Origin of the sequence: Mycobacterium sp. (assembly GCF_047975165.1) — a bacterium.
In the GTDB taxonomy this organism is placed as follows: Bacteria; Actinomycetota; Actinomycetes; order Mycobacteriales; family Mycobacteriaceae; genus Mycobacterium.
Genome location: NZ_JBKECZ010000045.1, coordinates 1 through 25,030 on the forward strand (window position 1 = coordinate 1; position 25,030 = coordinate 25,030).

Annotated in this window: 13 protein-coding genes and 1 pseudogene; 10 read left to right on the plus strand and 4 right to left on the minus strand. The window is 67.0% G+C overall.

Annotated elements, in window-relative coordinates; genetic code table 11:
* Positions 1 to 326: 326 nt before the first annotated feature.
* The 3 genes from ACK5M9_RS04505 to ACK5M9_RS04515 all read right to left on the minus strand — a co-directional run bounded on the left by ACK5M9_RS04505 (position 327) and on the right by ACK5M9_RS04515 (position 3,685).
* Positions 327 to 1,229: a cyclopropane mycolic acid synthase family methyltransferase gene (locus ACK5M9_RS04505; RefSeq protein ID WP_416891994.1), complete on the minus strand. Its 903-nt coding sequence runs from the start codon at positions 1,227 to 1,229 to the stop codon at positions 327 to 329.
* A 189-nt stretch (positions 1,230 to 1,418) separates the two neighbouring features.
* Entirely contained in the window at positions 1,419 to 2,333 is a 915-nt protein-coding gene (locus tag ACK5M9_RS04510; protein ID WP_416891995.1) for an alpha/beta fold hydrolase, read from the minus strand.
* A gap of 5 nt (positions 2,334 to 2,338) precedes the next feature.
* Complete coding sequence (locus tag ACK5M9_RS04515) at positions 2,339 to 3,685, minus strand: ABC1 kinase family protein (protein ID WP_416891996.1); 1,347 nt, start codon at positions 3,683 to 3,685, stop codon at positions 2,339 to 2,341.
* Positions 3,686 to 3,979: 294 nt separating this feature from the next.
* Between ACK5M9_RS04515 and ACK5M9_RS04520 the strand changes: the two genes are divergently transcribed.
* The 4 genes from ACK5M9_RS04520 (at position 3,980) to rplL (ending at position 10,541) form a co-directional block, all read left to right on the plus strand.
* Positions 3,980 to 8,254 (plus strand): NEW3 domain-containing protein, encoded by a 4,275-nt coding sequence (locus tag ACK5M9_RS04520; protein ID WP_416891997.1) that lies wholly within the window; start codon positions 3,980 to 3,982, stop codon positions 8,252 to 8,254.
* A gap of 14 nt (positions 8,255 to 8,268) precedes the next feature.
* Positions 8,269 to 9,192 (plus strand): ROK family protein, encoded by a 924-nt coding sequence (locus ACK5M9_RS04525; RefSeq protein WP_416892012.1) that lies wholly within the window; start codon positions 8,269 to 8,271, stop codon positions 9,190 to 9,192.
* Positions 9,193 to 9,512: 320 nt separating this feature from the next.
* On the plus strand, positions 9,513 to 10,100 hold the full coding sequence (gene rplJ / locus ACK5M9_RS04530; protein WP_416891998.1) for a 50S ribosomal protein L10: 588 nt from the start codon (positions 9,513 to 9,515) through the stop codon (positions 10,098 to 10,100).
* Positions 10,101 to 10,151: 51 nt separating this feature from the next.
* Entirely contained in the window at positions 10,152 to 10,541 is a 390-nt protein-coding gene (rplL, locus tag ACK5M9_RS04535) for a 50S ribosomal protein L7/L12 (RefSeq protein WP_416891999.1), read from the plus strand.
* Between the two features lie 143 nt (positions 10,542 to 10,684).
* Here the strand turns inward: rplL and ACK5M9_RS04540 are convergent, their stop codons facing one another.
* Positions 10,685 to 11,395, minus strand: coding sequence for a TetR/AcrR family transcriptional regulator (locus tag ACK5M9_RS04540; RefSeq protein WP_416892000.1), 711 nt, complete (start codon positions 11,393 to 11,395; stop codon positions 10,685 to 10,687).
* Between the two features lie 83 nt (positions 11,396 to 11,478).
* Between ACK5M9_RS04540 and ACK5M9_RS04545 the strand changes: the two genes are divergently transcribed.
* From ACK5M9_RS04545 to ACK5M9_RS04570, 6 genes and pseudogenes are all read left to right on the plus strand, one after another.
* A complete protein-coding gene (locus ACK5M9_RS04545) occupies positions 11,479 to 13,041 on the plus strand; it encodes a carotenoid oxygenase family protein (RefSeq protein ID WP_416892001.1) in 1,563 nt (520 codons plus the stop codon).
* A gap of 141 nt (positions 13,042 to 13,182) precedes the next feature.
* A complete protein-coding gene (locus ACK5M9_RS04550; protein ID WP_416892002.1) occupies positions 13,183 to 14,187 on the plus strand; it encodes an ABC transporter ATP-binding protein in 1,005 nt (334 codons plus the stop codon).
* Between the two features lie 664 nt (positions 14,188 to 14,851).
* Positions 14,852 to 18,343, plus strand: a complete 3,492-nt coding sequence (locus ACK5M9_RS04555) for a DNA-directed RNA polymerase subunit beta (protein ID WP_416892003.1) — start codon at positions 14,852 to 14,854, stop codon at positions 18,341 to 18,343.
* A 52-nt stretch (positions 18,344 to 18,395) separates the two neighbouring features.
* Positions 18,396 to 22,346, plus strand: a pseudogene (locus ACK5M9_RS04560) (DNA-directed RNA polymerase subunit beta').
* 115 nt (positions 22,347 to 22,461) lie between these two features.
* Positions 22,462 to 24,090, plus strand: coding sequence for an acyl-CoA dehydrogenase family protein (locus ACK5M9_RS04565; protein WP_416892004.1), 1,629 nt, complete (start codon positions 22,462 to 22,464; stop codon positions 24,088 to 24,090).
* Positions 24,087 to 25,025 carry a crotonase/enoyl-CoA hydratase family protein gene (locus ACK5M9_RS04570; protein WP_416892005.1) on the plus strand — a complete coding sequence of 313 codons (939 nt, stop codon included), beginning with the start codon at positions 24,087 to 24,089 and terminating at the stop codon, positions 25,023 to 25,025. Before ACK5M9_RS04565 ends, ACK5M9_RS04570 begins: the two co-directional genes overlap by 4 nt.
* Positions 25,026 to 25,030: the final 5 nt, after the last annotated feature.

Here is a 25,030-nt window from a genome sequence, read left to right on the forward strand (position 1 = left end):
GAATCAGGCCGCGAGGGGGAGTGAGCCGGCGCCCGCGGCGCCGGTGAACGTAGCCGAGAATCAGGCCGCGAGGGGGAGTGAGCCGGCGCCCGCGGCGCCGGTGAACCACCACCGGTAGCACCACTCTTGGACGCGAGCCCTGCCCACTGACCCTGCGTCCTTGGCGGCGACACGCCGACGATCAGCGCCCTGGGCGCAGAGTGAACGGCCAGGGGGCTGGGCAGTGGCGTTGACTCTGCGTCCTTGGCGGCGACACGCCGACGATCAGCGCCCTGGGCGCAGGATGAACTCAACTGCTGTGCCCCGCAGCCCAACGTGTTGCCGACTCACGCGCCTTGGGCGGCTGCGTCCGGCTTGAGGTAGGTCACCAGGCTGCAGTCGATCATTTCGTCGTCGAAGTAGTGCTCGCAGCCGCGGAGATACTTCATGTAGCGGTCGTAGACCTCCTGCGATGTCACCGCGATGGCCTTTTCGCGGTTGGACTCCAGTGCGTCGCCCCAGATCCGCAGCGTCTTGACGTAGTGAGTTCGCAGGGAGACTGGTTCGGGCACAACGAATCCGGCGCTTCTGCCGCGCTCGACCATCATGTCGGTCGATGGCAGCCGGCCACCCGGGAATATCTCGGTGTACATGAACTTGATGAAGCGCGCGGTCTCGAAGGTGAGTTGTTTGCCGCGTGAGGCCATGTCGTAGGGGTGGAAGCTGACGCTGCTCTGAACGGTCATCCGGCCGTCCTGCGGCAGGATGTCGAAACACCTTTTGAAGAAGTCGTCGTAGTTTTCGTGCCCGAAGTGCTCGAAGGCCTCTATGGAGACGATGCGGTCGACCGGTTCGTTGAAGTCTTCCCAGCCCTGCAGGAGCACCCGGCGCGAGCGGTCGGTCTCCAGCGAGTCCAGCGTCGCGCGGGACTCGGCGTACTGGTTGTTGGACAGGGTGAGGCCGACGACGTTGACATCGTATTTCTGGACGGCGCGCTTCATGGTGGTGCCCCACCCGCAGCCGATGTCGAGCAGTGTCATACCGGGCTTGAGATCCAGCTGATCGAGGTTGAGGTCTATCTTGGCGATCTGCGCTTCGTCGAGCGTCAGCTCCGGGGGCTCGAAGTAGGCGCAGCTGTAGGTCCGGGTGGAATCCTGGAACAATGCGAAGAAGTCGTCGGAGACGTCGTAGTGCGCCTGAACGTTGTCGAAGCTTGCTCGAGGCGTGGTCGGACCAGTTGATTTAGCCACGTCTGTTGATATCTCCCGGGTGATCGCACATCGGACAATTACTTCCGGCCATTTTGCCGTAAAGGTAGGCGTCGTACCAATTCGTGTTGGCGCGAGCGGACTCGAACGGTCTTGGGCCCTGGGCGGACACGGCTCGACCCGGATCGGAACTCCCTGCGGAGGTTGGGGCCGATCCGGTCGGCCTGGCCATCAGACCTGGGTGCTGCTGGCGGCGAAAGTGGTCGTCAGCTCGCCGATCACGCGATCCCACACCTGTGCGGGCAGGTTGTGGCCCATGCCGTCGACCACTACCCAGCGGGCGCCGCGTATCGCCTTCGCGATTGCCCGGCCCCCGAAGGGTCGCATCAGCTTGTCCGCGCCGCCGTGAATGACCACGGTCGGCGCCGTTATCCGCCGGTCGTAGTGTCGCAGGCTACCGCTGGCCAGGATCGCGCTGAATTGCCGGGCGATGCCCCACGGATCGAAGTTCCGGTCATAACTCTCGGCGGCATCGGCCCGCAGTTGGTCCTCGGGTGTCGGGTACGCCGGGCTGCCGATGATCGTGTTGACGCGGATCGCGTTGTCGATGATCGTCTCGCGCGGGGAAGTCGGCGGGGGACCCTTGATGATCGCGAGCAGTGCGCGGGGTGCGGGCGGGGGCAGGAAACGGTGATTGTTGCTGGAGAAGATGATCGCCAGCGATTTGGTGCGTTCGGCGAAGCGGGCGGCAAAGATCTGCGCGATCATGCCGCCCATCGACGCGCCGACGATATGGGCGCGGTCGATGCCGAGGTGGTCCAATATCGCTGCCGCGTCGTCGGCCATGTCTTCAAGCCGGTAGGCGGCCGGGCTGGGCAGGCCGAGCCAGGACCGGACCAGCCGCGGGATGAGCGGTCCCGGCGCGGGGTGCGGTGCGGTCTTGCTGGACAGCCCGACGTCGCGATTGTCGTAGCGGATGACGCGCAGGCCGTTGCCGGCGAGCTGTTCGCAGAAGTCGGTCCGCCACAGCAGCAGCTGGGCGCCCAGACCCATGATGAGCAGCACCGGTGGATCGCCCGGGTCACCCATGTCCTCGTAGTACAACCTGAGGTCACCGGATGGCGCGGTACCGCTGCGGACGTCCACGTTGCCTACGCCTCGGTGTCCGATTGGTGCTCACGGCTGATCTCGACCATGAAGTTGGCGAAATAGCCGGTCAGCTGCGGGTCGGACATCATCTGCCACTTCGGGGCCAGGAGTTTCATGTACCGCTCGACGTAGAGGAACTGTTTGCCTATCAGCACCAGTTCGCGTGGCAGCTTGACGTCGTAGGCGTCCGCCAGTGCGGACAGCTGGCGGCCGATGTCGGCGTAGGACATGTCCCCCAGCGACTGCATCGTCAACGGGGTGGCGAATTTCTCCAGGTCCTTGGCCGCCTGCGCTTCGGGTCGCATGGTCCCGACCGCGCCCATGAGCACGACGATCTTGCCAGCGGCTGCATGATCCTTCTTGACCAGCAATGCGTAGACGAGTTCGCGCAGGAGCCAGCGGGTGCGCGGATCGATGCGGCCCATGATCCCGAAGTCGAAGAACACGATGCGGCCCTGATCGTCGACGGAGAGGTTGCCCGCATGCAGGTCGCCGTGGAATAGACCGTGCCGCAGCCCGCCCTCGAACACGCTGAACAACAGCGCCTTGACCAATTCGGTGCCGTCGAAGCCGGCTTTGCGGACGGCCGGGACGTCGTCGATGCGGATGCCGTGTACCCGCTCCATGGTCAGTACCCGCTCGCTGGTGAAGTTCCAGTGCACCTGCGGCACCCGGATGTTCTTGCCCAGCGGTGACGCATGCATGTGGGAGACCCAGGCGTCCATGGACTGCGCCTCCAGCCGGAAGTCCAGTTCTTCGGCCAGGTTGGCGGCGAAGTCGGCAACCACGTCCTGCGCGGAGAGCCGGCGCCCCAGCTTGGCCAGCTCGACGGCCTGGGCGAAGCGCTGCAGGATCTGTAAATCGGCGGCGACCCGGCGGCGGATACCCGGTCGCTGGATCTTGACCACGACTTCCTCGCCGGTCTTCAGCGTTGCGTAGTGCACCTGGGCGATCGAGGCTGACGCGAACGGCTCCTCGTCGAAGGTGGCGAACAGCTGCTGCGGCTGTTCGCCGAGTTCCTCGACGAACAGCCGGTGCACCCTGGCGGTGTCCGCGGGGGGGACCCGGTCGAGCAGACCGCGGAATTCACGCGAAAGCGACTCTCCGAAGGCCCCGGGGCTGGACGCGACGATCTGTCCGAACTTCACGTAGGTCGGACCCAGGTCGGCGAAGGTCCGGGGGATTTCCCGGATGATTTTCTGCTGCCACGGCCCCTTGCCCGGCAGATTGGTGACCGCACGGGCGGCGGTGCGGGTGACCTGCCAACCGGTGACGGCGACCCGTGCCGCCTCGACAGGCAACGGCACCCGGTCGAGCTTGGCCACCTCGCGGTGCTTGGTGGGACTCATTTCAGCAGTGTGCCAAATCGGGGTCGTCAACTCCCTTTTTGCGTGACCGCCCTCACGCGCGGCGAAGGAGCGCCGAACGGGTAACTTCTGCGGAAAGTCGGCCCAATTTCCGCAGTAGGTACACGTTCGGCGGGGGTAGTGCGGCCGGGGCCGGGGAGACCGGCGGCCGGCGGGGCCGGCGGGGCCGGCGGGGCTGGGCGGCCGGGGCGGGGGCTGGCGGGGCCGGCGGGGCTGGGATGGTGCGGTTGGCGGCCGGGAAGGCCGGGGCGGCGGGGCTGGCCGTAGGGTTTGGTGATGGAGCTGATTTCGGCGGAGTCGACCGAGTTGTTCGTGGGCCCGCCCGACGAGCCGCTGCAGCTGGTCCGGGTAGCCCTTGCGGGGTGTACCGAATCGACCCGGGTGCGGGTAACCGGCGAAGGTCTCCGGGGGGAGGCGCTTGCCGAGCCGGGCCAGGAGGTTCTGGAGGTTCCGGTCGTTGTCGACCTTCCGGTGACCGGCCAGCAGCGCCGAGCCACGGTGCAGCCGGGCGAATCGGGTAGCGATGATTCGCCGGGGCCGGCCTTCGAGTTCGTCGTCGCCGAGCCCGGCTGGACGATGTACCTGGTCAGCCATTTCCACTACGACCCGGTTTGGTGGAACACCCAGCGCGCCTACACCAGCGAGTGGCGTGAGGACCCGCCGGGCAAGTGCCGTCAGACCAACGGATTCGAGCTGGTCCACGAGCACCTGGAGATGGTGCGCCGCGACCCGGACTACAAGTTCGTACTGGCCGAAGTCGACTACCTCAAGCCCTATTGGGACACCCGCCCCGAGGACCGTGCGGACCTGCGACGGTTCCTTGCCGACGGCCGCATCGAGGTGATGGGCGGCACCTATAACGAACCCAGCACCAACCTCACCGGCCCCGAGACGACCATCCGGAATCTGGTGCACGGAATGGGGTTCCAACGCGACGTGATGGGCGCGGATCCGGCAACGGCGTGGCAACTCGACGTGTTCGGCCATGACCCGCAGTTTCCCGGCATGGTCGCCGACGCCGGACTGAGCTCGAGTTCCTGGGCTCGCGGGCCGCACCACCAGTGGGGCCCGGCTCAGGGCGGCCCCGACAACGGCGGGGTTGACCGCATGCAGTTCGCCAGCGAGTTCGAGTGGATCTCTCCGTCGGGGCGCGGCCTGCTGACGCACTACATGCCGGCGCACTATTCGGCAGGCTGGTGGATGGACTCGTCGGCGACGCTGGCCGAGGCGCAAGATGCGACGTACGAGTTGTTCGAACAGCTCAAGAAGGTCGCACTGACCCGAAATGTGCTGCTGCCGATCGGCACCGACTTCACCCCGCCCAACAGGTGGGTCACCGAGATCCATCGCGATTGGGCGGCTCGCTATACCTGGCCGCGATTCGTGTGCGGCCTGCCCCGGGAGTTCTTCGCGGCGGTGCGGGCGGAGCTGGCCGAGCGCGGCACGGTCGCCTCGCCGCAAACGCGCGACATGAATCCGATCTACACCGGCACGCATGTGTCCTACATAGACACCAAGCTGGCCAACCGGGCCGCCGAGACCGCCGTGCTGCACGCCGAGCGCTTCGCCGTCTTCGCCGCGGCGCTCACGGGTGCGCAGTATCCGCAGGCGGCGCTCACCAAGGCGTGGGTGCAGCTGCTCTACGGCGCCCACCACGACGCGATCACCGGTTCGGAATCCGACCAGGTCTACTTCGACCTGCTGACCGGGTGGCGCGATGCGTGGGAGCTGGGTCGCACGGCGCGGGACAATTCGCTGCAGCTGCTGTCGTCGGCGGCGGCGGGTGGGCGCGATTCGGTGGTGGTGTGGAATCCGGTGGCACAGCCGCGCAGCGACATCGTCACCGCCCGGCTGGACCCCCCGCACGGGGCCGGGGCGGGGGCCGGGCCAGGGGCAGGGGCAGCAGTGGGGACAGGGGTGCAGGTGCTGGACTCCGATGGTGCCGAGGTGCCCGCACATGTCGAACCCGACGGCAGATCGGTGACCTGGCTGGCCCGGGACGTGCCCTCACTGGGCTGGCGGGCCTACCGGCTGGTGCGCGGGGGATCGACGCAGAGCTGGAAGCCGGTCGCCGGCTTGCGGATCGGCAACGACTACTGCCGGCTGAGCGTCGACCCGCAGCGCGGCGGCGGAGTCGAATCGCTGGTTCACCAGGGCCGCGAACTGATTGCCCGCGGCCGGGTGGGCAACGAACTCGCCGTCTACGACGAACATCCCTCCCATCCGACTCAGAACGAGGGGCCGTGGCACCTGCTGCCCAAGGGGCCGGTGGTGTGTTCATCGGAGGCGCCCGCGACCGTGCGGGCCTACCGGGGTCCGCTCGGGGAACGACTCGTCGTGCGGGGCGCCGTCGGCACCCTGCTGCGATACACCCAGACGTTGACGCTGTGGAACCACATCGATCGGTTGGACTGTCACACCACCATCGATGACTTTGCCGGCGGGGACCGGCTACTACGGCTGCGCTGGCCGTGTCCGGTGCCCGGTGCCCTGCCGGTCAGCGAGGTCGGTGACGCCGTAGTGGGGCGCGGATTCGCACTGTTGCACGACGGGGACCGCTCGGTGGACACTGCCGAGCACCTCTGGACACTCGACAACGCGGCGAACGGCTGGTTCGGCCTGTCGTCGGCGGCCCGGGTCCGGGTCGGCGGTCATCGACGGGCGATCTCGGTGGCGGAGGTCGTCGTGCCGGCGGAGACGACGGTGTCCGGCCTGCGCGCCGGGGAAGCACGTGAGCTGATGGCCGCGTTGGTCCGTGCCGGTGTCACGGGCACCTGCAGCGCCGACGACCGTCCCCGCTACGGCCATCTCGACGTCGACTCCAACCTGCCCGACGTGCGCATCGCCCTGGGCGGGCCCGTCCGCAACGCGTTCACCAAGTCGGTGCTGGCGCAAGCCGGTCCGGAATTCACCGCCGAACTCGACCGCCAGCTGGCCGAGTCCGGCACGGCGCGAGTATGGGTGCCGGCGGCGACGGAGTTGACGGCGGTCTGGCAGCCCGGCGCCGACCTGCGCGACCCGCGGGCCCTGCCGGTACTGGTGATCGACGGCCGCGACGAGGAAAGCCTGGCAGCCGCGATCGCCTCCGTGGTCGGTGACCTCGATGACGCCGAGATCGTCGTGGACCAGCGGACCCCTGCGCCGGCACCGGCGCAGGCACCGGAGGGTGCCTTCGAGGACTACACGGTCGCCCTGCTCAACCGCGGGGTGCCGAGCTTCGCGGTCGATGCCGAGGGCACCCTGCACACCGCACTGATGCGCTCCTGCACGGGCTGGCCGTCAGGCATCTGGATCGACGAACCCCGCCGCACCGCCCCGGACGGCACAGGAGTCCAATTGCAGTGCTGGACACACGATTTCGACTATGCACTGGTCTGCGGCAGGGGCGACTGGCGGCACGCCGGGTTGCCTGCCCGAAGCGCGCAGTTCTCCAATCCCCTGCTCGCGGTATCCCCGCGGGAGCGGTACGGGGCCCTGCCGCCGACAGGCTCTCTGCTGCGGATCGAGCCCGCGGACTCCGTTCAGCTCGGCGCACTCAAACCCGGCGGCAACCCGTTGGCATCCGGGCGCGCGGCTCCCGTCTCGCCGGCGGAGGTGATGCTGCGGCTGGTCGAGTCGACCGGTTCGGCGACTCCGGTGGTGGTCGCTTCGGATCTGGGCGAACTGCGGGTGCGGGCGCGGGCGAATCTGCTGGAAGAGCCGCAACGGCACGAACGAACCATCGACGTGCACGGCTGCGAGGTGGCCACGGTGCTGGCCGACCTCGACCTCGCCCGGCTGCCGTTGCCGCCGGCAGAGCTGGCCCCGCACTGCGAGGCGGCCCAGCCGCTCTACGCGCGCTACTGGCTGCATAACCGTGGCCCCGCTCCGATGGGTGGGCTGCCTGCCGTTGCGAACCTGCACCCTCACCGGGTGCGCGCCGAGGCCGGTGGCGACATCGTCTTCCGCCTCAGTGCGGCCAGCGCCTGCACCGATTCCGTCCTAAGTGGCATGGTCGAGTTGGTATGCCCGGAAGGCTGGGCGGCCGACCCGGCCGAATTGCCGTGCAAGCTGGGTATCGGCGAGCACCTGGAACGCGACGTCGCCGTGACCATCCCGGCCGGCGCCCCGCAGGGAAGGTATCCGGTGCGCGCCCAGCTGCGGGTCGCCGATGTGGCGGACGGCGAGTTGCCCGCGGCCTGGCGGCAGGTCGTCGAAGACGTGGCCGTGGTGACGGTCGGAACCGACGACGGTGTGCCGGTCTACCTTGCCGACGGCCCGGCCGGTATCGAGCTGCAGGCGGGACAGGCCACCCGCCTGACCGTGACGATCGGCAGCCGTGCCGCCGCGGACCTGGCGCTGGAAGCACACGTGATCAGCCCCTGGGGGACCTGGGAGTGGATCGGCCCGGCGGCCCAGGGGGCCGCTCTTCCGGCTGGCGGCGTCGTCGAGCTGCACTTCGAGGTGGCACCGCCGGCGTGGCAGGAAGCGGGGCGGTGGTGGGCGCTGATCCGGATCGGCTGTGCCGGGCACCTGATCTATTCGCCCGCAGTGGAGGTGCGGGTCAGGTGAGATCGGCACCGGGGATGCCGACCCTCTGCCTTGATATCGGCGGCACCAAGATCGCGGCGGCACTGGCCGACCGCGCGGCCACGGATCCGGCGGATGTGCTCGTCTACAACGCCCGGTGCCCCACCCCGCCCGGCGGCGGCGCCGAACAGGTGTGGGATGCGGTCGCCGGGATGGTCGCCGACGCGCTGCACGCAGCAGGTGGCGCCGTCGCGGGGGTGGGCATTGCGTCGGCCGGACCGATCGACGTGACCGCCGGTACGGTCAGCCCGCTCAACATCGCGTCCTGGCGAGGATTTGCGCTGGCCGACCGGGTGGCCGCGATGGTGCCCGGGGTGCCGGTCCGGCTGGCCGGCGACGGCGTGGCGATGGCGGTCGGCGAGCACTGGCTGGGTGCCGGGCGTGGCACCGGTTTCATGCTGGGCATGGTGGTGTCCACCGGCGTGGGCGGCGGCCTGGTGCTCGACGGTGTCCCCTGCGACGGCCGCACCGGCAATGCCGGCCACGTCGGCCATGTGGTGGTGGACCCGGGTGGCCCGGAATGCCCCTGCGGTGGGCGCGGCTGCGTGGAGACCGTTGCCTCGGGTCCGTCGATGGTCCGCTGGGCGCGGCAGAACGGCTGGTCTGCGCCGCCGGAGGCAGACGCGAAAGTACTGGCGGCGGCGGCCGCGGCCGGCGATCCGTCGGCGTTGGCGGCGTTCGGCCGGGGCGCCCGGGCGCTGGCGGCCATGATCGCTTCGGTGGGCGCGGTGTGCGACCTCGATCTGGTGGTCATCGGCGGGGGAGTGGCCAATTCCGGCGGGCTGCTGTTCGATCCGCTGCGGGCGGAGGTGGCCCGCTACGCGGGCCTGGACTTCCTGGCCGGAATGCGGGTGGTGCCGGCCGACCTGGGCGGCGAGGCCGGCCTGATCGGTGCGGCTCGGCTCGCTGGGATGGCCTAGGTGTAATGGCCTAGGCGTAATGGCCTAGGTGTAATGGTCAGGAAGCCGCTGGGCGGTTTTGGCCGACCCGGGCCGGCGCGCTATGGTGTGTGGCGATCCACCGAAGACCGTCGGTCACCGAGTTATCGGTTGAAGGTCCGGGAGCATCCCGGCGGCCCACGCAGGAGGACGAGGCACTTCGCCGGCGCACGTCGGCGCAGATCCACGCCCCGGCCGCATCCTGCGCCGGGGCGTTCGCTGTTCCCGGGACCCGTCCGATTGCACCGGCGTGCACCGACGCTCAGAGGTGGCCCACCGGACTTCGACTACAGGAGGCATGCATGGCCAGGGCTGACAAGGCCGCCGCCGTTGCCGACATCGCCGAGCGCTTCAAGAGTTCGGACGCGACCGTCATCACCGAATATCGGGGGCTGACGGTGGCCAATATGGCCGAGCTGCGCCGGTCGCTGGGTGCGTCGGCGAGCTATGCGGTGGCCAAGAACACCCTCGTCAAGCGGGCGGCCGCCGAGGCCGGCATCGAGGGGCTCGACGACCTGTTCGCCGGCCCGACGGCGATCGCGTTCGTCACCGGCGAGGCGGTCGATGCCGCCAAGGCGCTCAAGGCATTCGCCAAGGAGCACAAGGCGCTGGTCATCAAGGGCGGCTACATGGACGGTCACCCGCTGACCGTCTCCGAGGTCGAGCGGATCGCCGACCTGGAATCCCGCGAGGTGCTGCTGGCAAAACTGGCCGGGGCGATGAAGGGCAACCTCGCCAAGGCCGCCGGATTGTTCAACGCGCCCGCGTCGCAAATGGCCCGACTGCTGGCAGCCCTACAGGAGAAGAAGGACGCGGCGGCCCCGGCTGCCGAACCGGCACCCGCTGAAGCGCCCGCCGAAGCACCCGCGGAGGCAACCGCCGAAGCCTGATAGCACCGCAAACGTCGACAAACCAGAAATATCCAGGAAGGACCCACACCCATGGCAAAGATGTCCAGCGACGAGTTGCTCGACGCGTTCAAGGAAATGACGCTGTTGGAGCTCTCCGACTTCGTCAAGAAGTTCGAGGAGACCTTCGAGGTCACCGCGGCCGCCCCGGTTGCGGTGGCTGCTGCCGGCGCGGCCGGTGGCGGCGCGGCGGCCGAGGCTGCCGAAGAGCAGTCGGAGTTCGACGTCATCCTCGAGGCCGCCGGTGAGAAGAAGATCGGCGTCATCAAGGTCGTCCGTGAGGTCGTTGCCGGTCTGGGCCTCAAGGAGGCCAAGGACCTGGTGGACGGCGCGCCCAAGCCGCTGCTGGAGAAGGTCGCCAAGGAGGCTGCCGACGAGGCCAAGGCCAAGCTCGAAGCCGCCGGCGCCACCGTCACCGTCTAGTACCCCAACAGCGCATCGGCCCGCGGCCCCCGGCCCCCGGCCCCCGGCCCCCGGCCCCCGGACCCCCGGGGCCGGGGGACCGGGGGTCGATGCGTTTCCGGGCGTGGGCAGGGGGCGGCGGCCGACGGCCGCGTGCCGGGGGCTCAGCCGCGCGCCGAATGCCACGACCGGTGCACCCGGTCGGGTGAATCACCCAGGGCGACCAGGAGGTTTGTCGTCATCGCGGTCAGTACCGGTGGGGCGGCGGAGTCGTCGTCGCCGTAGAAGCCGGCCAGTTCGAGCATGACGAAGCCGTGGATGCACGCCCAGAACTGGGCGGCTTTGGCCACGACCTCGTTGTCCGCTGCGGCATCCGCGTCGGTGCCGATCCGGCCCGCGAGCATCGAGCGGTGCACGGCGCGAACCAGGTGCGCGAAGCTGGGAATGCAGTTGTAGATCTCGGTCAGTGGCAGCGTCAGCACGTTGCCGGCGGGCGCGTTGATGCCGTGTGCGCTGGTACTGCCGAACATCAGCCGGTAGACGTGTGGGCGTTGGATCGCGAACCGGCGGTAGGCGACACCGATCGCCAGCAGGTCGGCGACCGGATCGGAAGTCTCGTGTACCGACAGCGCGGTGTCGAACTGTGCGAACCCCTCCTCGGCGACCGCGGTGATCAGGCCCGCCATCCCGCCGAAATGGGTGTATACCGCCATCGTCGAGGTGCCGGCGGCCGCGGCTACCTTGCGGGTCTGCAATTCGTCGGGCCCATGCTCGCGCAACAGCGCGACCGCGGCGTGCAGCATCTCGGCGCGAACACTGCGCTCGATCGGCTGGGCTGTCCCGGGGGCCGTCTTGGGAGCTGTCTTGGGAGTCATCTTGGGAAATATTATTGCCATATTCCGATCGGCGGCGTACCGTTTTGATAACGTCGAAATAACATAGTTATAGGAGATTGGCGATGTCCGCAACCCGAGCCACTGCACCAGCCGCACCTCGAACGGCCGAGTCCGCGAATCCCTACCTAGAAGATTTCCTGGCCCCGGTAAGCCTCGAAGTGACCGCGACGGACCTGCCGGTTACCGGGCACCTCCCGGAGCATCTCGACGGGCGCTATCTGCGCAACGGGCCCAACCCCGTCACCGAGCCGAACCCGGCTACCTATCACTGGTTCAGCGGCGACGGGATGGTGCACGGGGTCGCGCTGGAAGGCGGACGGGCCCGGTGGTACCGCAACCGCTGGGTGCGCAGCCTGCCGGTGTGTCGCGCACTCGGCGAAACCGCGCCCGCGCGGCTGGACCCGCGCGCGGGCATGCTGGCGCTGGGGGCCAACACCAGTGTGCTGGCCCATGGCGGGCGAACACTGGCACTTGTCGAGGGCGGCGTAGCCAACTACGAACTCACCGACGAACTCGACACCGTGGGAACCTGCGACTTCGACGGCACGCTGCCGGGCGGCTACACCGCCCACCCGCACCGCGACCCACGGACCGGTGAATTGCACGCGGTGTCGTACTCGTTCGCACGCGGGCGAACGGTGCAGTACTCGGTGATCGACGTCAACGGCCACGCGCGCCGGACCGTCGATATCCCGGTTTCGGGGTCCCCGATGATGCACGACTTCTCGCTCACCGACAAGTACGTCGTGATCTACGACCTGCCGGTCACCTTCGACCTGGGCCAGCTCCTGCCGCCGAACACTCCGAGATGGCTGGGTACCCCCCTCCAGCGGGTGCTGCAGCCGTTCGTCGGACGGGTGCCGATGCCCAGTCCCATCGCTGCGTTGGCCAACCGCAATCCGAAACCCATCGACCGCATGCCCTACGCCTGGGACCCGGACTATCCGGCACGGATCGGCGTGTTGCCGCGGGAGGGCTCCAGTGCCGACGTTCGCTGGTTCGACATCGAACCCTGCTATGTCTTCCACCCGCTCAACGCCTACTCCGAAGTCAGCGAGACGGACGGCGCCGAGGTGCTGATACTCGACGTGGTGCGCTACGACCGCATGTTCGACCACGATCGTCGAGGTCCGGGTGAAAGCCTGCCCGTGCTGGACCGCTGGACGATCAACCTGGCGACAGGAGCGATTTCCACCGAGCGTCGCGACGACCGACCGCAGGAGTTCCCGCGGATCAACGAAACCCTGCTGGGCTCCCAGCACCGGTTCGGCTATGCCGTCGGTGTGGGGGGCGGGTTCGTGGGCGGCTCCGGAACGCGACCGGCTGCGACGGCTCCCATGTCCTCGGCGCTCTACAAGCACGATTACTCGACCGGTTCCTGCGAGGTGGCCGCGCTCGACTCCGAACTCGTCATCGGCGAGATGGCGTTCGTCCCCAACCCGGTGGTCGGCGATCGGGATGCCGCGGAAGACGATGGCATTCTGATGGGTTACGGCTACCACCGCGGTCGGGACGAAGGCCAGTTGCTGCTGCTGGATGCGCAAACCCTGGAGTCGGTGGCGACGGTACATCTGCCGCAGCGGGTGCCGATGGGCTTTCATGGCAACTGGGCGCCGACAGCCTGAGGCATCGGTGATCCGAGGGTGATCCGGGCCCGCTGGAGAATTATCGCCCGGGCCCTGATGCCACACCGCATCCGTGCGCTACAGTGATTCAAACCACAGGGCTATTCGTGGTGGCAGCATGCGCAAACGGAAGGGCTTTCCATGGGTGTCGCGATCGAGGTCAGCAATCTTACGAAGTCCTTCGGGTCTTCGACGATTTGGGAAGATGTCTCTCTGACCATCCCGGAGGGCGAGGTCAGCGTCATGCTCGGCCCGTCGGGTACGGGCAAGTCGGTGTTCCTGAAGTCGCTGATCGGGTTGTTGCGTCCGGAGACGGGTTCGATCGTCATCGACGGCACCGACATCATCCAGTGTTCGGCCAAGGAGCTCTACGAGATCCGCACCCTGTTCGGCGTGCTGTTCCAGGACGGTGCGTTGTTCGGTTCGATGAACATCTACGACAACACGGCGTTCCCGTTGCGCGAGCACACCAAGAAAAAAGAGAGCGAAATCCGTGACATCGTCATGGAGAAGCTGACCATGGTGGGTATGCCCAACGACGGGCACAAGTTCCCCGGTGAGATCTCCGGCGGTATGCGCAAGCGTGCCGGCTTGGCCCGAGCGCTGGTGCTCGACCCCAAGATCATCCTCGTCGACGAGCCCGACTCGGGTCTGGACCCGGTTCGTACCGCCTACCTGAGCCAGCTGCTCATCGACATCAACGCGCAGATCGACGCGACCATCCTCATCGTGACGCACAACATCAACATCGTGCGTACGGTGCCCGACAACATCGGGATGCTCTACCGCAAGCACCTGGTGATGTTCGGGCCGCGTGAGGTGCTGCTCACCAGCGAGGAACCCGCCGTCAAGCAGTTCCTCAACGGTCGGCGTATCGGCCCGATCGGTATGTCGGAGGAGAAGGACGAGGCGACCGCGGCCGCCGAGCAGGCCGCGCTCGATGCTGGCCAGACCGATGGCGGTGTCGAAGAGATCGAGGGCGTGCCCCCGCAGATCAGCGCGACGCCGGGTATGCCCGAGCGCAAGGCGGTCGGTCGGCGTCAGGCCCGGGTGCGCGCCATCCTGCACACCCTGCCGCCGGCGGCCCAGACCGCGATCCTCGACGATCTCGAGGGCACTCACAAGCTGCGGACTCACGAGTTCTGATCGGTCCCGGCGACGCAGGACCGTCGGCTGTCGGCTGTCGGCGGCCGGCTGTCGGCGGCTGGCTGCCCACGGCTCGCCGCTGGCTACTGCCCACCGGTCGACCCCTGGTCCTTGGCCACCCGTTCACAGGGGTCATCCCTGCCTGACTCAGCCTGACCCGGGGCGCGCGTGACGAAGTCTGTCCGCCCCGGCCGGGTGCTGTCACCCCTTCCTGCGATCCAGTACGCGCGCATCGCCCCGCACGGTGTCGCAGCGGCGGATTCCCACAACTTGCCGGGGCCACTCTTGACGGACGGCGGCAAACGGGTCAATCTGTTGGACAGTATGCGTGCGCGGGAAGCGTCGGGCGCCGGCCAGCCGCTCAGTGCCGGCACAGTTGCCCGGTAGGGCTGCTTGTCGTGGGCATTTGAGGAATGCGCGGGCCTGCGCTATCGTTGGACGTTGCGCTGGCTGCTTCCTGCCCACCTCACCCGCCACTTGACACCGTGGTCTTGGCCTGAGCCCCTCCAAGGCTCAGCCATTTGGTCGCGTGCGTGAGACCCGGACAGTTCGTCTGTCAGCCGACCCGACAAAAATATCCGCGGCGAACAGGCTTGAGTGGGCACCGGCTAGCACTGCTCACACCGGGATCCTGTAAGTCGCACAGGTGTTGGAAGGACGCATCTTGGCTGATTTCCGCCAAAGCAACACAAATCGACCGCAAAGTTCTTCGAACAGCTCGGTGCCCGGAGCGCCCAACCGGGTTTCTTTTGCCAAGCTCCGCGAACCTCTCGAGGTACCTGGTTTGCTCGATGTGCAGACCAATTCCTTCGAATGGCTGGTCGGTTCGCCCGAATGGACTGATCGGGCGCGCGCGCGAGGCGAGATCAACCCCAAGGGTGGCCTCGAAGAAGTCCTCGACGAACTGTCGCCGATCGAGGACTTTTCCGGATCGATGTCGCTGTCCTTCTCCGACCCTCGTTTTGACGAGGTCAAGGCCCCGGTCGACGAGTGCAAAGACAAGGACATGACGTACGCGGCTCCGCTGTTCGTCACCGCCGAGTTCATCAACAACAACACCGGCGAGATCAAGAGCCAGACGGTGTTCATGGGCGATTTCCCGATGATGACCGAAAAGGGCACGTTCATCATCAACGGCACCGAACGTGTGGTGGTCAGCCAGCTTGTTCGGTCGCCGGGTGTGTACTTCGACGAGAGCATCGACAAGTCCACCGAGAAGATGTTGCACAGCGTCAAGGTGATCCCCAGCCGTGGCGCCTGGCTGGAATTCGACGTCGACAAGCGCGACACCGTCGGCGTGCGCATCGACCGCAAGCGCCGCCAGCCGGTGACCGTATTGCTCAAGGCGCTCGGATGGACCTCGGAGCAGATCCGCGAGCGATTCGGGTTCTCCGAAACCATGATGGGCACGCTGGAGAAGGACAACACCGCCGGCCCCGACGAGGCGCTGCTGGACATCTACCGCAAGTTGCGTCCGGGCGAACCGCCGACCAAGGAATCTGCGCAGACCCTGCTGGAGAACCTGTTCTTCAAGGAGAAGCGCTACGACCTGGCTCGCGTCGGCCGCTACAAGATCAACAAGAAGCTCGGTCTGCACACCGGTGAGCCGATCACGAGCTCCACGCTGACCGAGGAAGACGTGGTAGCCACCATCGAGTACCTGGTCCGGCTCCACGATGGCCAGGCCACGATGACCGCTCCGGGCGGCACCGAGGTTCCGGTGGAGACCGACGACATCGACCACTTCGGGAACCGCCGGTTGCGCACGGTGGGTGAGCTGATCCAGAACCAGATCCGGATCGGCATGTCGCGCATGGAACGGGTCGTCCGCGAGCGGATGACCACCCAGGACGTCGAGGCGATCACGCCGCAGACCCTGATCAACATCCGGCCGGTCGTTGCCGCGATCAAGGAGTTCTTCGGCACCAGCCAGCTCTCGCAGTTCATGGACCAGAACAACCCGCTTTCCGGTTTGACGCACAAGCGGCGGTTGTCCGCGCTGGGACCCGGTGGCCTGTCGCGTGAGCGCGCCGGGCTGGAGGTTCGCGATGTGCACCCGTCGCACTATGGCCGGATGTGCCCGATCGAGACCCCTGAGGGCCCCAACATCGGCCTGATCGGCTCGTTGTCGGTGTACGCGAGGGTCAACCCGTTCGGATTCATCGAGACGCCCTATCGCAAGGTGGTGGACGGGGTCGTCTCCGACGAGATCCACTACCTCACCGCGGACGAGGAGGACCGCCACGTCGTGGCGCAGGCCAACTCGCCGATCGAGGGCAACGGCCGATTCGTCGAGCCGCGCGTGCTGGTCCGCAGGAAGGCGGGCGAAGTCGAGTACGTGCCGTCATCCGAGGTGGACTACATGGACGTCTCGCCGCGCCAGATGGTGTCGGTGGCCACCGCGATGATTCCGTTCCTCGAGCACGACGACGCCAACCGCGCCCTGATGGGTGCGAACATGCAGCGCCAGGCGGTCCCGCTGGTGCGTAGCGAGGCGCCGCTGGTTGGCACCGGAATGGAATTGCGGGCCGCGATCGACGCCGGCGACGTCGTCGTCGCCGAGCAGGCGGGCGTCATCGAGGAGGTGTCGGCCGACTACATCACCGTGATGCACGACGTCGGCACTCGGCGCACCTACCGGCTGCGCAAGTTCGCGCGTTCGAACCACGGAACCTGTGCCAACCAGTCGCCGATCGTGGACGCCGGCGAGCGGGTGGAAGCCGGCCAGGTCATCGCCGACGGCCCGTGCACCGAGAACGGTGAGATGGCCCTCGGTAAGAATCTGCTGGTCGCCGTGATGCCGTGGGAGGGCCACAACTATGAGGACGCCATCATCCTGTCCAGCCGCCTCGTCGAAGAGGACGTGCTGACCTCGATCCACATCGAGGAACACGAGATCGACGCCCGGGACACCAAGCTGGGCGCCGAGGAGATCACCCGCGATATCCCGAACGTCTCCGACGACGTGCTGGCGGACCTCGATGAGCGGGGCATCGTGCGGATCGGCGCCGAGGTGCGCGACGGCGACATCCTGGTCGGCAAGGTCACCCCAAAGGGCGAGACCGAGCTGACCCCGGAGGAACGGCTGCTGCGGGCGATCTTCGGCGAAAAGGCGCGCGAGGTCCGCGACACGTCGCTGAAAGTGCCACACGGTGAGTCCGGCAAGGTGATCGGTATCCGGGTGTTCTCCCGCGAGGACGATGACGAATTGCCCGCGGGCGTCAACGAGCTGGTCCGGGTCTACGTTGCCCAAAAGCGCAAGATCTCCGACGGCGACAAGCTGGCCGGCCGGCACGGGAACAAGGGTGTGATCGGCAAGATCCTGCCAGCCGAGGACATGCCGTTCCTGCCGGACGGCACTCCGGTCGACATCATCCTCAACACCCACGGTGTGCCGCGACGGATGAACATCGGCCAGATCCTGGAGACCCACCTCGGCTGGGTGGCCAAGGCCGGCTGGAACATCGACGGTACGCCGGACTGGGCCGCCAACCTGCCCGAGGAGTTGCGGCACGCCGCACCCGATCAGATCGTGTCGACGCCGGTCTTCGACGGCGCCAAGGAAGAGGAGCTGCAGGGCCTGTTGTCGGCCACGCTGCCCAACCGCGACGGCGAGGTGATGGTCGACTCCGACGGCAAGGCGAAGCTCCTGGACGGACGCAGCGGAGAACCATTCCCGTATCCGGTGACGGTCGGCTACATGTACGTCATGAAGCTGCATCACTTGGTGGACGACAAGATTCACGCTCGGTCCACCGGCCCGTACTCGATGATCACCCAGCAGCCGCTGGGCGGTAAGGCGCAGTTCGGCGGCCAGCGGTTCGGTGAGATGGAGTGCTGGGCCATGCAGGCCTACGGGGCGGCCTACACGCTGCAGGAGCTGTTGACCATCAAGTCCGACGACACCATCGGACGGGTCAAGGTGTACGAGGCGATCGTCAAGGGTGAGAACATCCCCGAGCCGGGCATCCCGGAGTCGTTCAAGGTGTTGCTCAAGGAATTGCAGTCCCTGTGTCTCAACGTCGAGGTGCTGTCCTCCGACGGTGCGGCTATCGAACTGCGCGAAGGCGAGGACGACGATCTTGAGCGGGCTGCGGCCAACTTGGGAATCAACTTGTCTCGCAATGAATCTGCCTCGGTCGAGGACCTTGCCTGACCTTTTGCAAATTGCTGGAAGCTACTAAACCCGTTAGGGGAAAGGGAGTTACGTGCTAGACGTCAACTTCTTCGATGAACTCCGGATTGGTCTGGCCACCGCGGAAGATATTCGCGAGTGGTCCTACGGCGAGGTCAAGAAGCCGGAGACCATCAACTACCGCACGCTCAAGCCGGAGAAGGACGGGCTCTTCTGCGAGAAGATCTTCGGCCCCACCCGGGACTGGGAGTGCTACTGCGGCACGGACAAGCGCGTGCGCTTCAAGGGCATCATCTGTGAGCGCTGTGGCGTCGAGGTGACCCGCGCCAAGGTGCGGCGCGAGCGGATGGGCCATATCGAGCTGGCGGCTCCGGTGACTCACATCTGGTACTTCAAGGGCGTTCCCTCACGCCTGGGATACCTGCTGGACCTTGCGCCGAAGGACCTGGAAAAGATCCTCTAGTTCGCCGCCTTCGTGATCACCGCGGTGGACGACGAGATGCGGCACAACGAGTTGTCCACCCTCGAGGCCGAGATGGTGGTGGAGCGCAAGACCGTCGAGGACCAGCGTGACGCCGACCTGGAGGCCCGTGCCCAGAAGCTCGAAGCGGACCTGGCCGAGCTTGAGGCAGAGGGCGCCAAGGCGGACGCCAAGCGCAAGGTTCGCGACGGTGGTGAGCGTGAGATGCGCCAGCTCCGGGATCGGGCTCAGCGCGAACTCGACCGGCTCGAGGACATCTGGACCACCTTCGCCAAGCTGGCCCCCAAACAGCTGATCGTCGACGAGAGCCTCTACCGCGAGCTGCAGGACCGCTACGGCGAGTACTTCACCGGCTCCATGGGAGCGGAGTCGATCCAGAAGCTGATCGAGAACTTCGACATCGACGCCGAAGCTGACATGCTGCGCGATGTAATCCGAAACGGTAAGGGGCAGAAGAAGCTTCGCGCGTTGAAGCGCCTAAAGGTGGTAGCCGCCTTCCAGCAATCGGGCAACTCGCCGATGGGCATGGTGCTCGATGCCGTCCCGGTGATCCCGCCGGAACTGCGCCCGATGGTGCAACTCGACGGCGGCCGGTTCGCCACCTCGGACCTCAACGATCTCTACCGCCGGGTGATCAACCGCAACAACCGGCTCAAGCGGCTGATCGACCTCGGTGCGCCCGAGATCATCGTCAACAACGAGAAGCGGATGCTGCAGGAGTCCGTCGACGCGCTGTTCGACAATGGCCGTCGCGGCCGGCCGGTCACCGGGCCGGGCAATCGCCCGCTGAAGTCCCTGAGCGATCTGCTCAAGGGCAAGCAGGGCCGGTTCCGGCAGAACCTGCTGGGCAAGCGGGTCGACTACTCGGGTCGGTCGGTCATCGTGGTGGGGCCTCAGCTCAAGCTGCACCAGTGCGGGCTGCCCAAGCTGATGGCGCTGGAGCTGTTCAAGCCATTCGTGATGAAGCGGCTTGTCGACCTCAACCACGCGCAGAACATCAAGAGCGCCAAGCGCATGGTGGAACGCCAGCGCCCCCAGGTCTGGGACGTGCTCGAGGAAGTGATCGCCGAGCATCCTGTCCTGCTGAACCGTGCACCCACCCTGCACCGCCTGGGTATTCAGGCGTTCGAGCCACAGCTGGTGGAGGGCAAGGCAATTCAGCTGCACCCGTTGGTGTGCGAGGCGTTCAACGCCGACTTCGACGGTGACCAGATGGCAGTGCACCTGCCGCTGAGTGCCGAGGCGCAGGCCGAAGCCCGCATCCTGATGCTGTCGTCGAACAACATCTTGTCGCCGGCCTCCGGCCGCCCGCTGGCCATGCCCCGTCTGGACATGGTGACGGGGCTGTACTACCTGACCACCGAAATCGAGGGCGACAAGGGCGAATATCAACCCGCCACGTCCTCCGACGCCGAAGTCGGGGTCTACTCCTCGCCCGCCGAGGCGACCATGGCCGCCGACCGCGGTGTGCTCTCCGTGCGGGCCAAGGTCAAGATCCGCCTGACTCAACTGCGCCCGCCGGCAGAGGTCGAGGCGGAGCTGTTCGGTGTCAACGCCTGGCGTCCGGGGGATGGCTGGGTGGCCGAGACCACCTTGGGCCGGGTGCTGTTCAACGAACTGCTACCCCGAGGCTACGCGTTTGTGAATCGGCAGATGCACAAGAAGGTGCAGGCGTCGATCATCAACGACCTGGCCGAGCGCTACCCGATGATCGTGGTGGCACAGACCGTCGACAAGCTCAAGGACGCCGGCTTCTACTGGGCGACCCGAAGCGGTGTGACGGTGTCGATGGCCGACGTACTGGTGCCCCCGCGCAAGAAGGAGATCCTCGACCACTACGAGGAGCGCGCGGACAAGGTCGAAAAGCAGTTCCAGCGAGGTGCTTTGAACCACGACGAGCGCAACGAGGCGCTGGTGGAGATCTGGAAGGAAGCCACCGACGAGGTCGGGCAGGCACTGCGGGAGCACTACCCCAGCGACAACCCCATCATCACGATTGTCGACTCGGGCGCCACGGGTAACTTCACCCAGACTCGGACGCTGGCCGGCATGAAGGGTTTGGTGACCAACCCCAAGGGCGAGTTCATCCCGCGTCCGGTGAAATCCTCGTTCCGCGAAGGCCTGACCGTGCTGGAGTACTTCATCAACACGCACGGTGCTCGAAAAGGATTGGCGGACACCGCATTGCGTACCGCCGACTCCGGATACCTGACCCGTCGGCTCGTTGACGTCAGCCAGGACGTCATTGTTCGCGAGCGCGACTGCGAAACCGAGCGCGGAATTGTCGTCGAACTGGCCGAGCGCCAGCAGGACGGTACGCTGATCCGCGACCCGTACATCGAAACATCGGCATATGCACGGACTTTGGGTACCGACGCAGTCGACGAAGCCGGCAATGTCGTGGTCGCCCGGGGCGAGGACCTCGGTGACCCGGAGATCGATGCGCTGCTCGCGGCGGGCATCAGTTCGGTCAAGGTGCGCTCTGTGCTGACCTGCACCACCGGAACCGGTGTCTGCGCGACGTGTTACGGGCGGTCCATGGCCACCGGCAAGCTGGTCGACATCGGCGAGGCGGTCGGTATCGTCGCCGCCCAGTCCATCGGGGAGCCGGGCACCCAGCTGACCATGCGCACCTTCCACCAGGGTGGCGTGGGTGAGGACATCACCGGCGGTCTGCCGCGTGTCCAGGAGCTCTTCGAGGCCCGTGTCCCTCGCGGCAAGGCGCCGATCGCCGATGTCACCGGGCGGATCCGGCTCGATGACGGGGAGCGGTTCTACAAGATCACCATCGTTCCCGACGACGGCGGCGAGGAAGTCGTCTACGACAAGCTGTCCAAGCGTCAGCGGCTGCGGGTGTTCAAGCACGAGGACGGCTCCGAGCGGGTGCTGGCCGACGGCGATCACGTCGAGGTGGGGCAGCAGCTGATGGAAGGCTCGGCCGACCCGCACGAGGTGCTGCGGGTCCAGGGCCCCCGCGAGGTGCAGATCCACCTGGTCCGGGAGGTTCAGGAGGTCTACCGGGCTCAGGGTGTGTCGATCCACGACAAGCACATCGAGGTGATCGTTCGGCAGATGCTGCGCCGGGTCACCATCATCGACTCGGGTGCGACGGAGTTCCTCCCGGGTTCGCTGATCGACCGTGCGGAGTTCGAGGCGGAGAACCGCCGCGTGGTGGCCGAAGGTGGGGAGCCCGCCGCCGGTCGTCCGGTGCTGATGGGGATCACCAAGGCCTCGCTGGCCACCGACTCGTGGCTCAGTGCGGCGTCGTTCCAGGAGACCACGCGGGTGCTTACCGATGCGGCGATCAACTGCCGCAGCGACAAGCTCAACGGTCTGAAGGAGAATGTCATCATCGGAAAGCTGATCCCGGCGGGGACCGGCATCAACCGGTACCGCAACATCGAGGTGCAGCCGACCGAGGAGGCCCGGGCCTCGGCGTACACGATCCCGTCCTACGAGGATCAGTACTACAGCCCGGACTTCGGCCAGGCCACCGGTGCCGCTGTTCCGCTGGACGACTACGGGTACAGCGACTACCGCTAGGTCGGCCGGCGACCAACGACGCAAAGCCCCCGCGCCCGGGTCCACCCGGAACGGCGGGGGCTTTGCCGTTGTTACAGGTTCTTGTTCGACTGTTGAAAAACAGTAATATGGAGCCATGTCGGACACGCATGTCGTCACCAATCAGGTCCAGCCCCTGGACAGTTTCAACCCGGCCTCCTCGCCGGTCCTCATCGAGGCCCTGATCCGCGAGGGCGGGCAGTGGGGTCTGGACGAAGTCAACGAGCTGGGCGCGATCAACGCCGGCAGCCAAGCGCAGCGCTGGGGTGAGCTCGCCGATCGCAACCGGCCGGTGCTGCACACCCACGACCGGGTCGGCAACCGTGTCGACGAGGTGGAGTACGACCCGGCGTATCACGAACTGATGCGCACGGCGATCGCACACGGCCTGCACGCGGCGCCGTGGGCCGACGACCGTCCGGGTGCGCACGTGGTCCGGGCTGCAAAGACGTCGGTCTGGACGGTCGAGCCGGGGCACGTCTGCCCGATCTCGATGACCTACGCGGTGGTGCCCGCGCTCCGGTACAACCCGGAACTGGCGCGGGTGTACGAGCCGCTGCTGACCAGTCGCGAATACGACCCGCAATTGCGGCCGGCCACCGACAAGCGGGGTATCACCGCGGGAATGTCGATGACCGAAAAGCAGGGTGGTTCCGACGTGCGAGCAGGCACCACCGAGGCCACCCCCAACAGCGACGGCACCTACAGTCTGCGCGGCCACAAGTGGTTCACCTCGGCGCCGATGGGTGACATCTTCCTGGTCCTCGCCCAGGCGCCGGGCGGGTTGTCGTGCTTCATGCTGCCGCGGATCCTGCCCGACGGAAGCCGCAACCGGATGTTCGTGCAGCGGCTCAAGAACAAGCTCGGCAACCATGCCAACGCCTCCAGCGAGGTCGAGTACGACGGTGCCGTCGTCTGGCTGGTCGGCGAGGAGGGCCGCGGTGTGCCGACCATCATCGAGATGGTCAACCTGACCCGGCTGGACTGCACGCTGGGCAGTGCCACCAGCATGCGTCACGGGTTGGCCCGTGCGATCTATCACGCCCAGAACCGGAAAGCCTTCGGCGCGTACCTGATCGACCAGCCGCAGATGCGCAACGTGCTGGCGGACCTGGCGGTGGAGGCCGAGGCGGCAACCATGGTGGCGATGCGGATGGCCGGGGCTACCGACAAGGCGATCCGCGGCGACGAACGCGAAGGGCTGCTCCGCCGCATCGGCCTGGCGGCCAGCAAGTACTGGGTGTGCAAGCGGTCCACTCCGCATGCCGCGGAGGCATTGGAATGCCTGGGGGGCAACGGTTATGTCGAGGACTCCGGCATGCCGCGGATCTACCGGGAGGCGCCGCTGATGGGGATCTGGGAGGGATCCGGCAACGTCAGCGCTCTGGATACCTTGCGGGCCATCACAACTCGACCGCAATCGGCCGAGGTGATGTTCGACGAACTCGGCCGCACCGCCTCGCAGGATCCTCGGTTGGCCCGACACGTCGAGAGCCTGCGTTCGCAATTGGCCGATCCGGACGCCGTCGAGTACCGGGCCCGCAAGATAGCCGAGGACATCTGCCTGGCGCTGCAGGGGTCACTGCTGGTGAGCCACGGCCATCCCGCAGTCGCCGAAGCCTTCCTGGCGACCCGGCTCGGTGGCCGATGGGGCGGCGCGTTCGGAACCATGCCGGCCGGACTGGACCTGGCGCCCATACTCGAGCGTGCACTGGTCAAGGGATGAGCCCAGCGGTCGATCCGATCGACGTCGCCAACCTCAAGACGATGACCTACGAGGTCACCGACCGGATTGCGCGAATCACCTTCAACCGGCCCGAGAAGGGCAACGCGATCGTCGCCGACACTCCGCTGGAGCTAGCGACCCTGGTGGAGCGCGCCGATCTCGACCCGAACGTGCACGTCATCCTGGTGTCCGGGCGCGGCGAGGGTTTCTGTGCGGGCTTCGACCTGTCCGCCTATGCCGACCGGACGGGTTCGGCCGGTGGCGGCGGGCGTAACCGCGGGACGGTCCTCGATGGTGCGACTCAGGCCGTCAACCATCTACCCGACCAGCCGTGGGACCCGATGATCGACTACCAGATGATGAGCCGCTTCGTCCGCGGGTTCTCCAGTCTGATGCATGCCGACAAGCCGACGGTGGTCAAGATTCACGGGTACTGTGTAGCCGGCGGCACCGACATCGCACTGCATGCCGATCAGGTGATCGCTGCTGCCGACGCCAAGATCGGCTACCCGCCCACGCGGGTCTGGGGCGTCCCGGCCGCGGGTCTGTGGGCGCACCGCCTGGGCGACCAGCGCGCCAAACGCCTACTGTTCACCGGGGACTGCATCACCGGTGCCCAGGCAGCGGAGTGGGGACTTGCAGTCGAAGCGCCTGATCCCGCCGACCTCGACGAGCGTACCGAGCGTTTGGTCGCCAGGATTGCGGCGCTGCCGGTCAATCAGTTGATCATGATCAAGCTGGCCCTCAATTCCGCTCTGCTGCAACAAGGTGTCGTCACCAGCCGGATGGTCAGCACGGTGTTCGACGGCGTGGCCCGGCACACCCCCGAAGGCCACGCATTCGTCTCCGACGCGGTCGAGCACGGCTTCCGGGCTGCGGTGAAGAACCGCGACGAGCCGTTCGGCGACGCCGGCCGCCGTACATCCTCGGTCTGAACGGT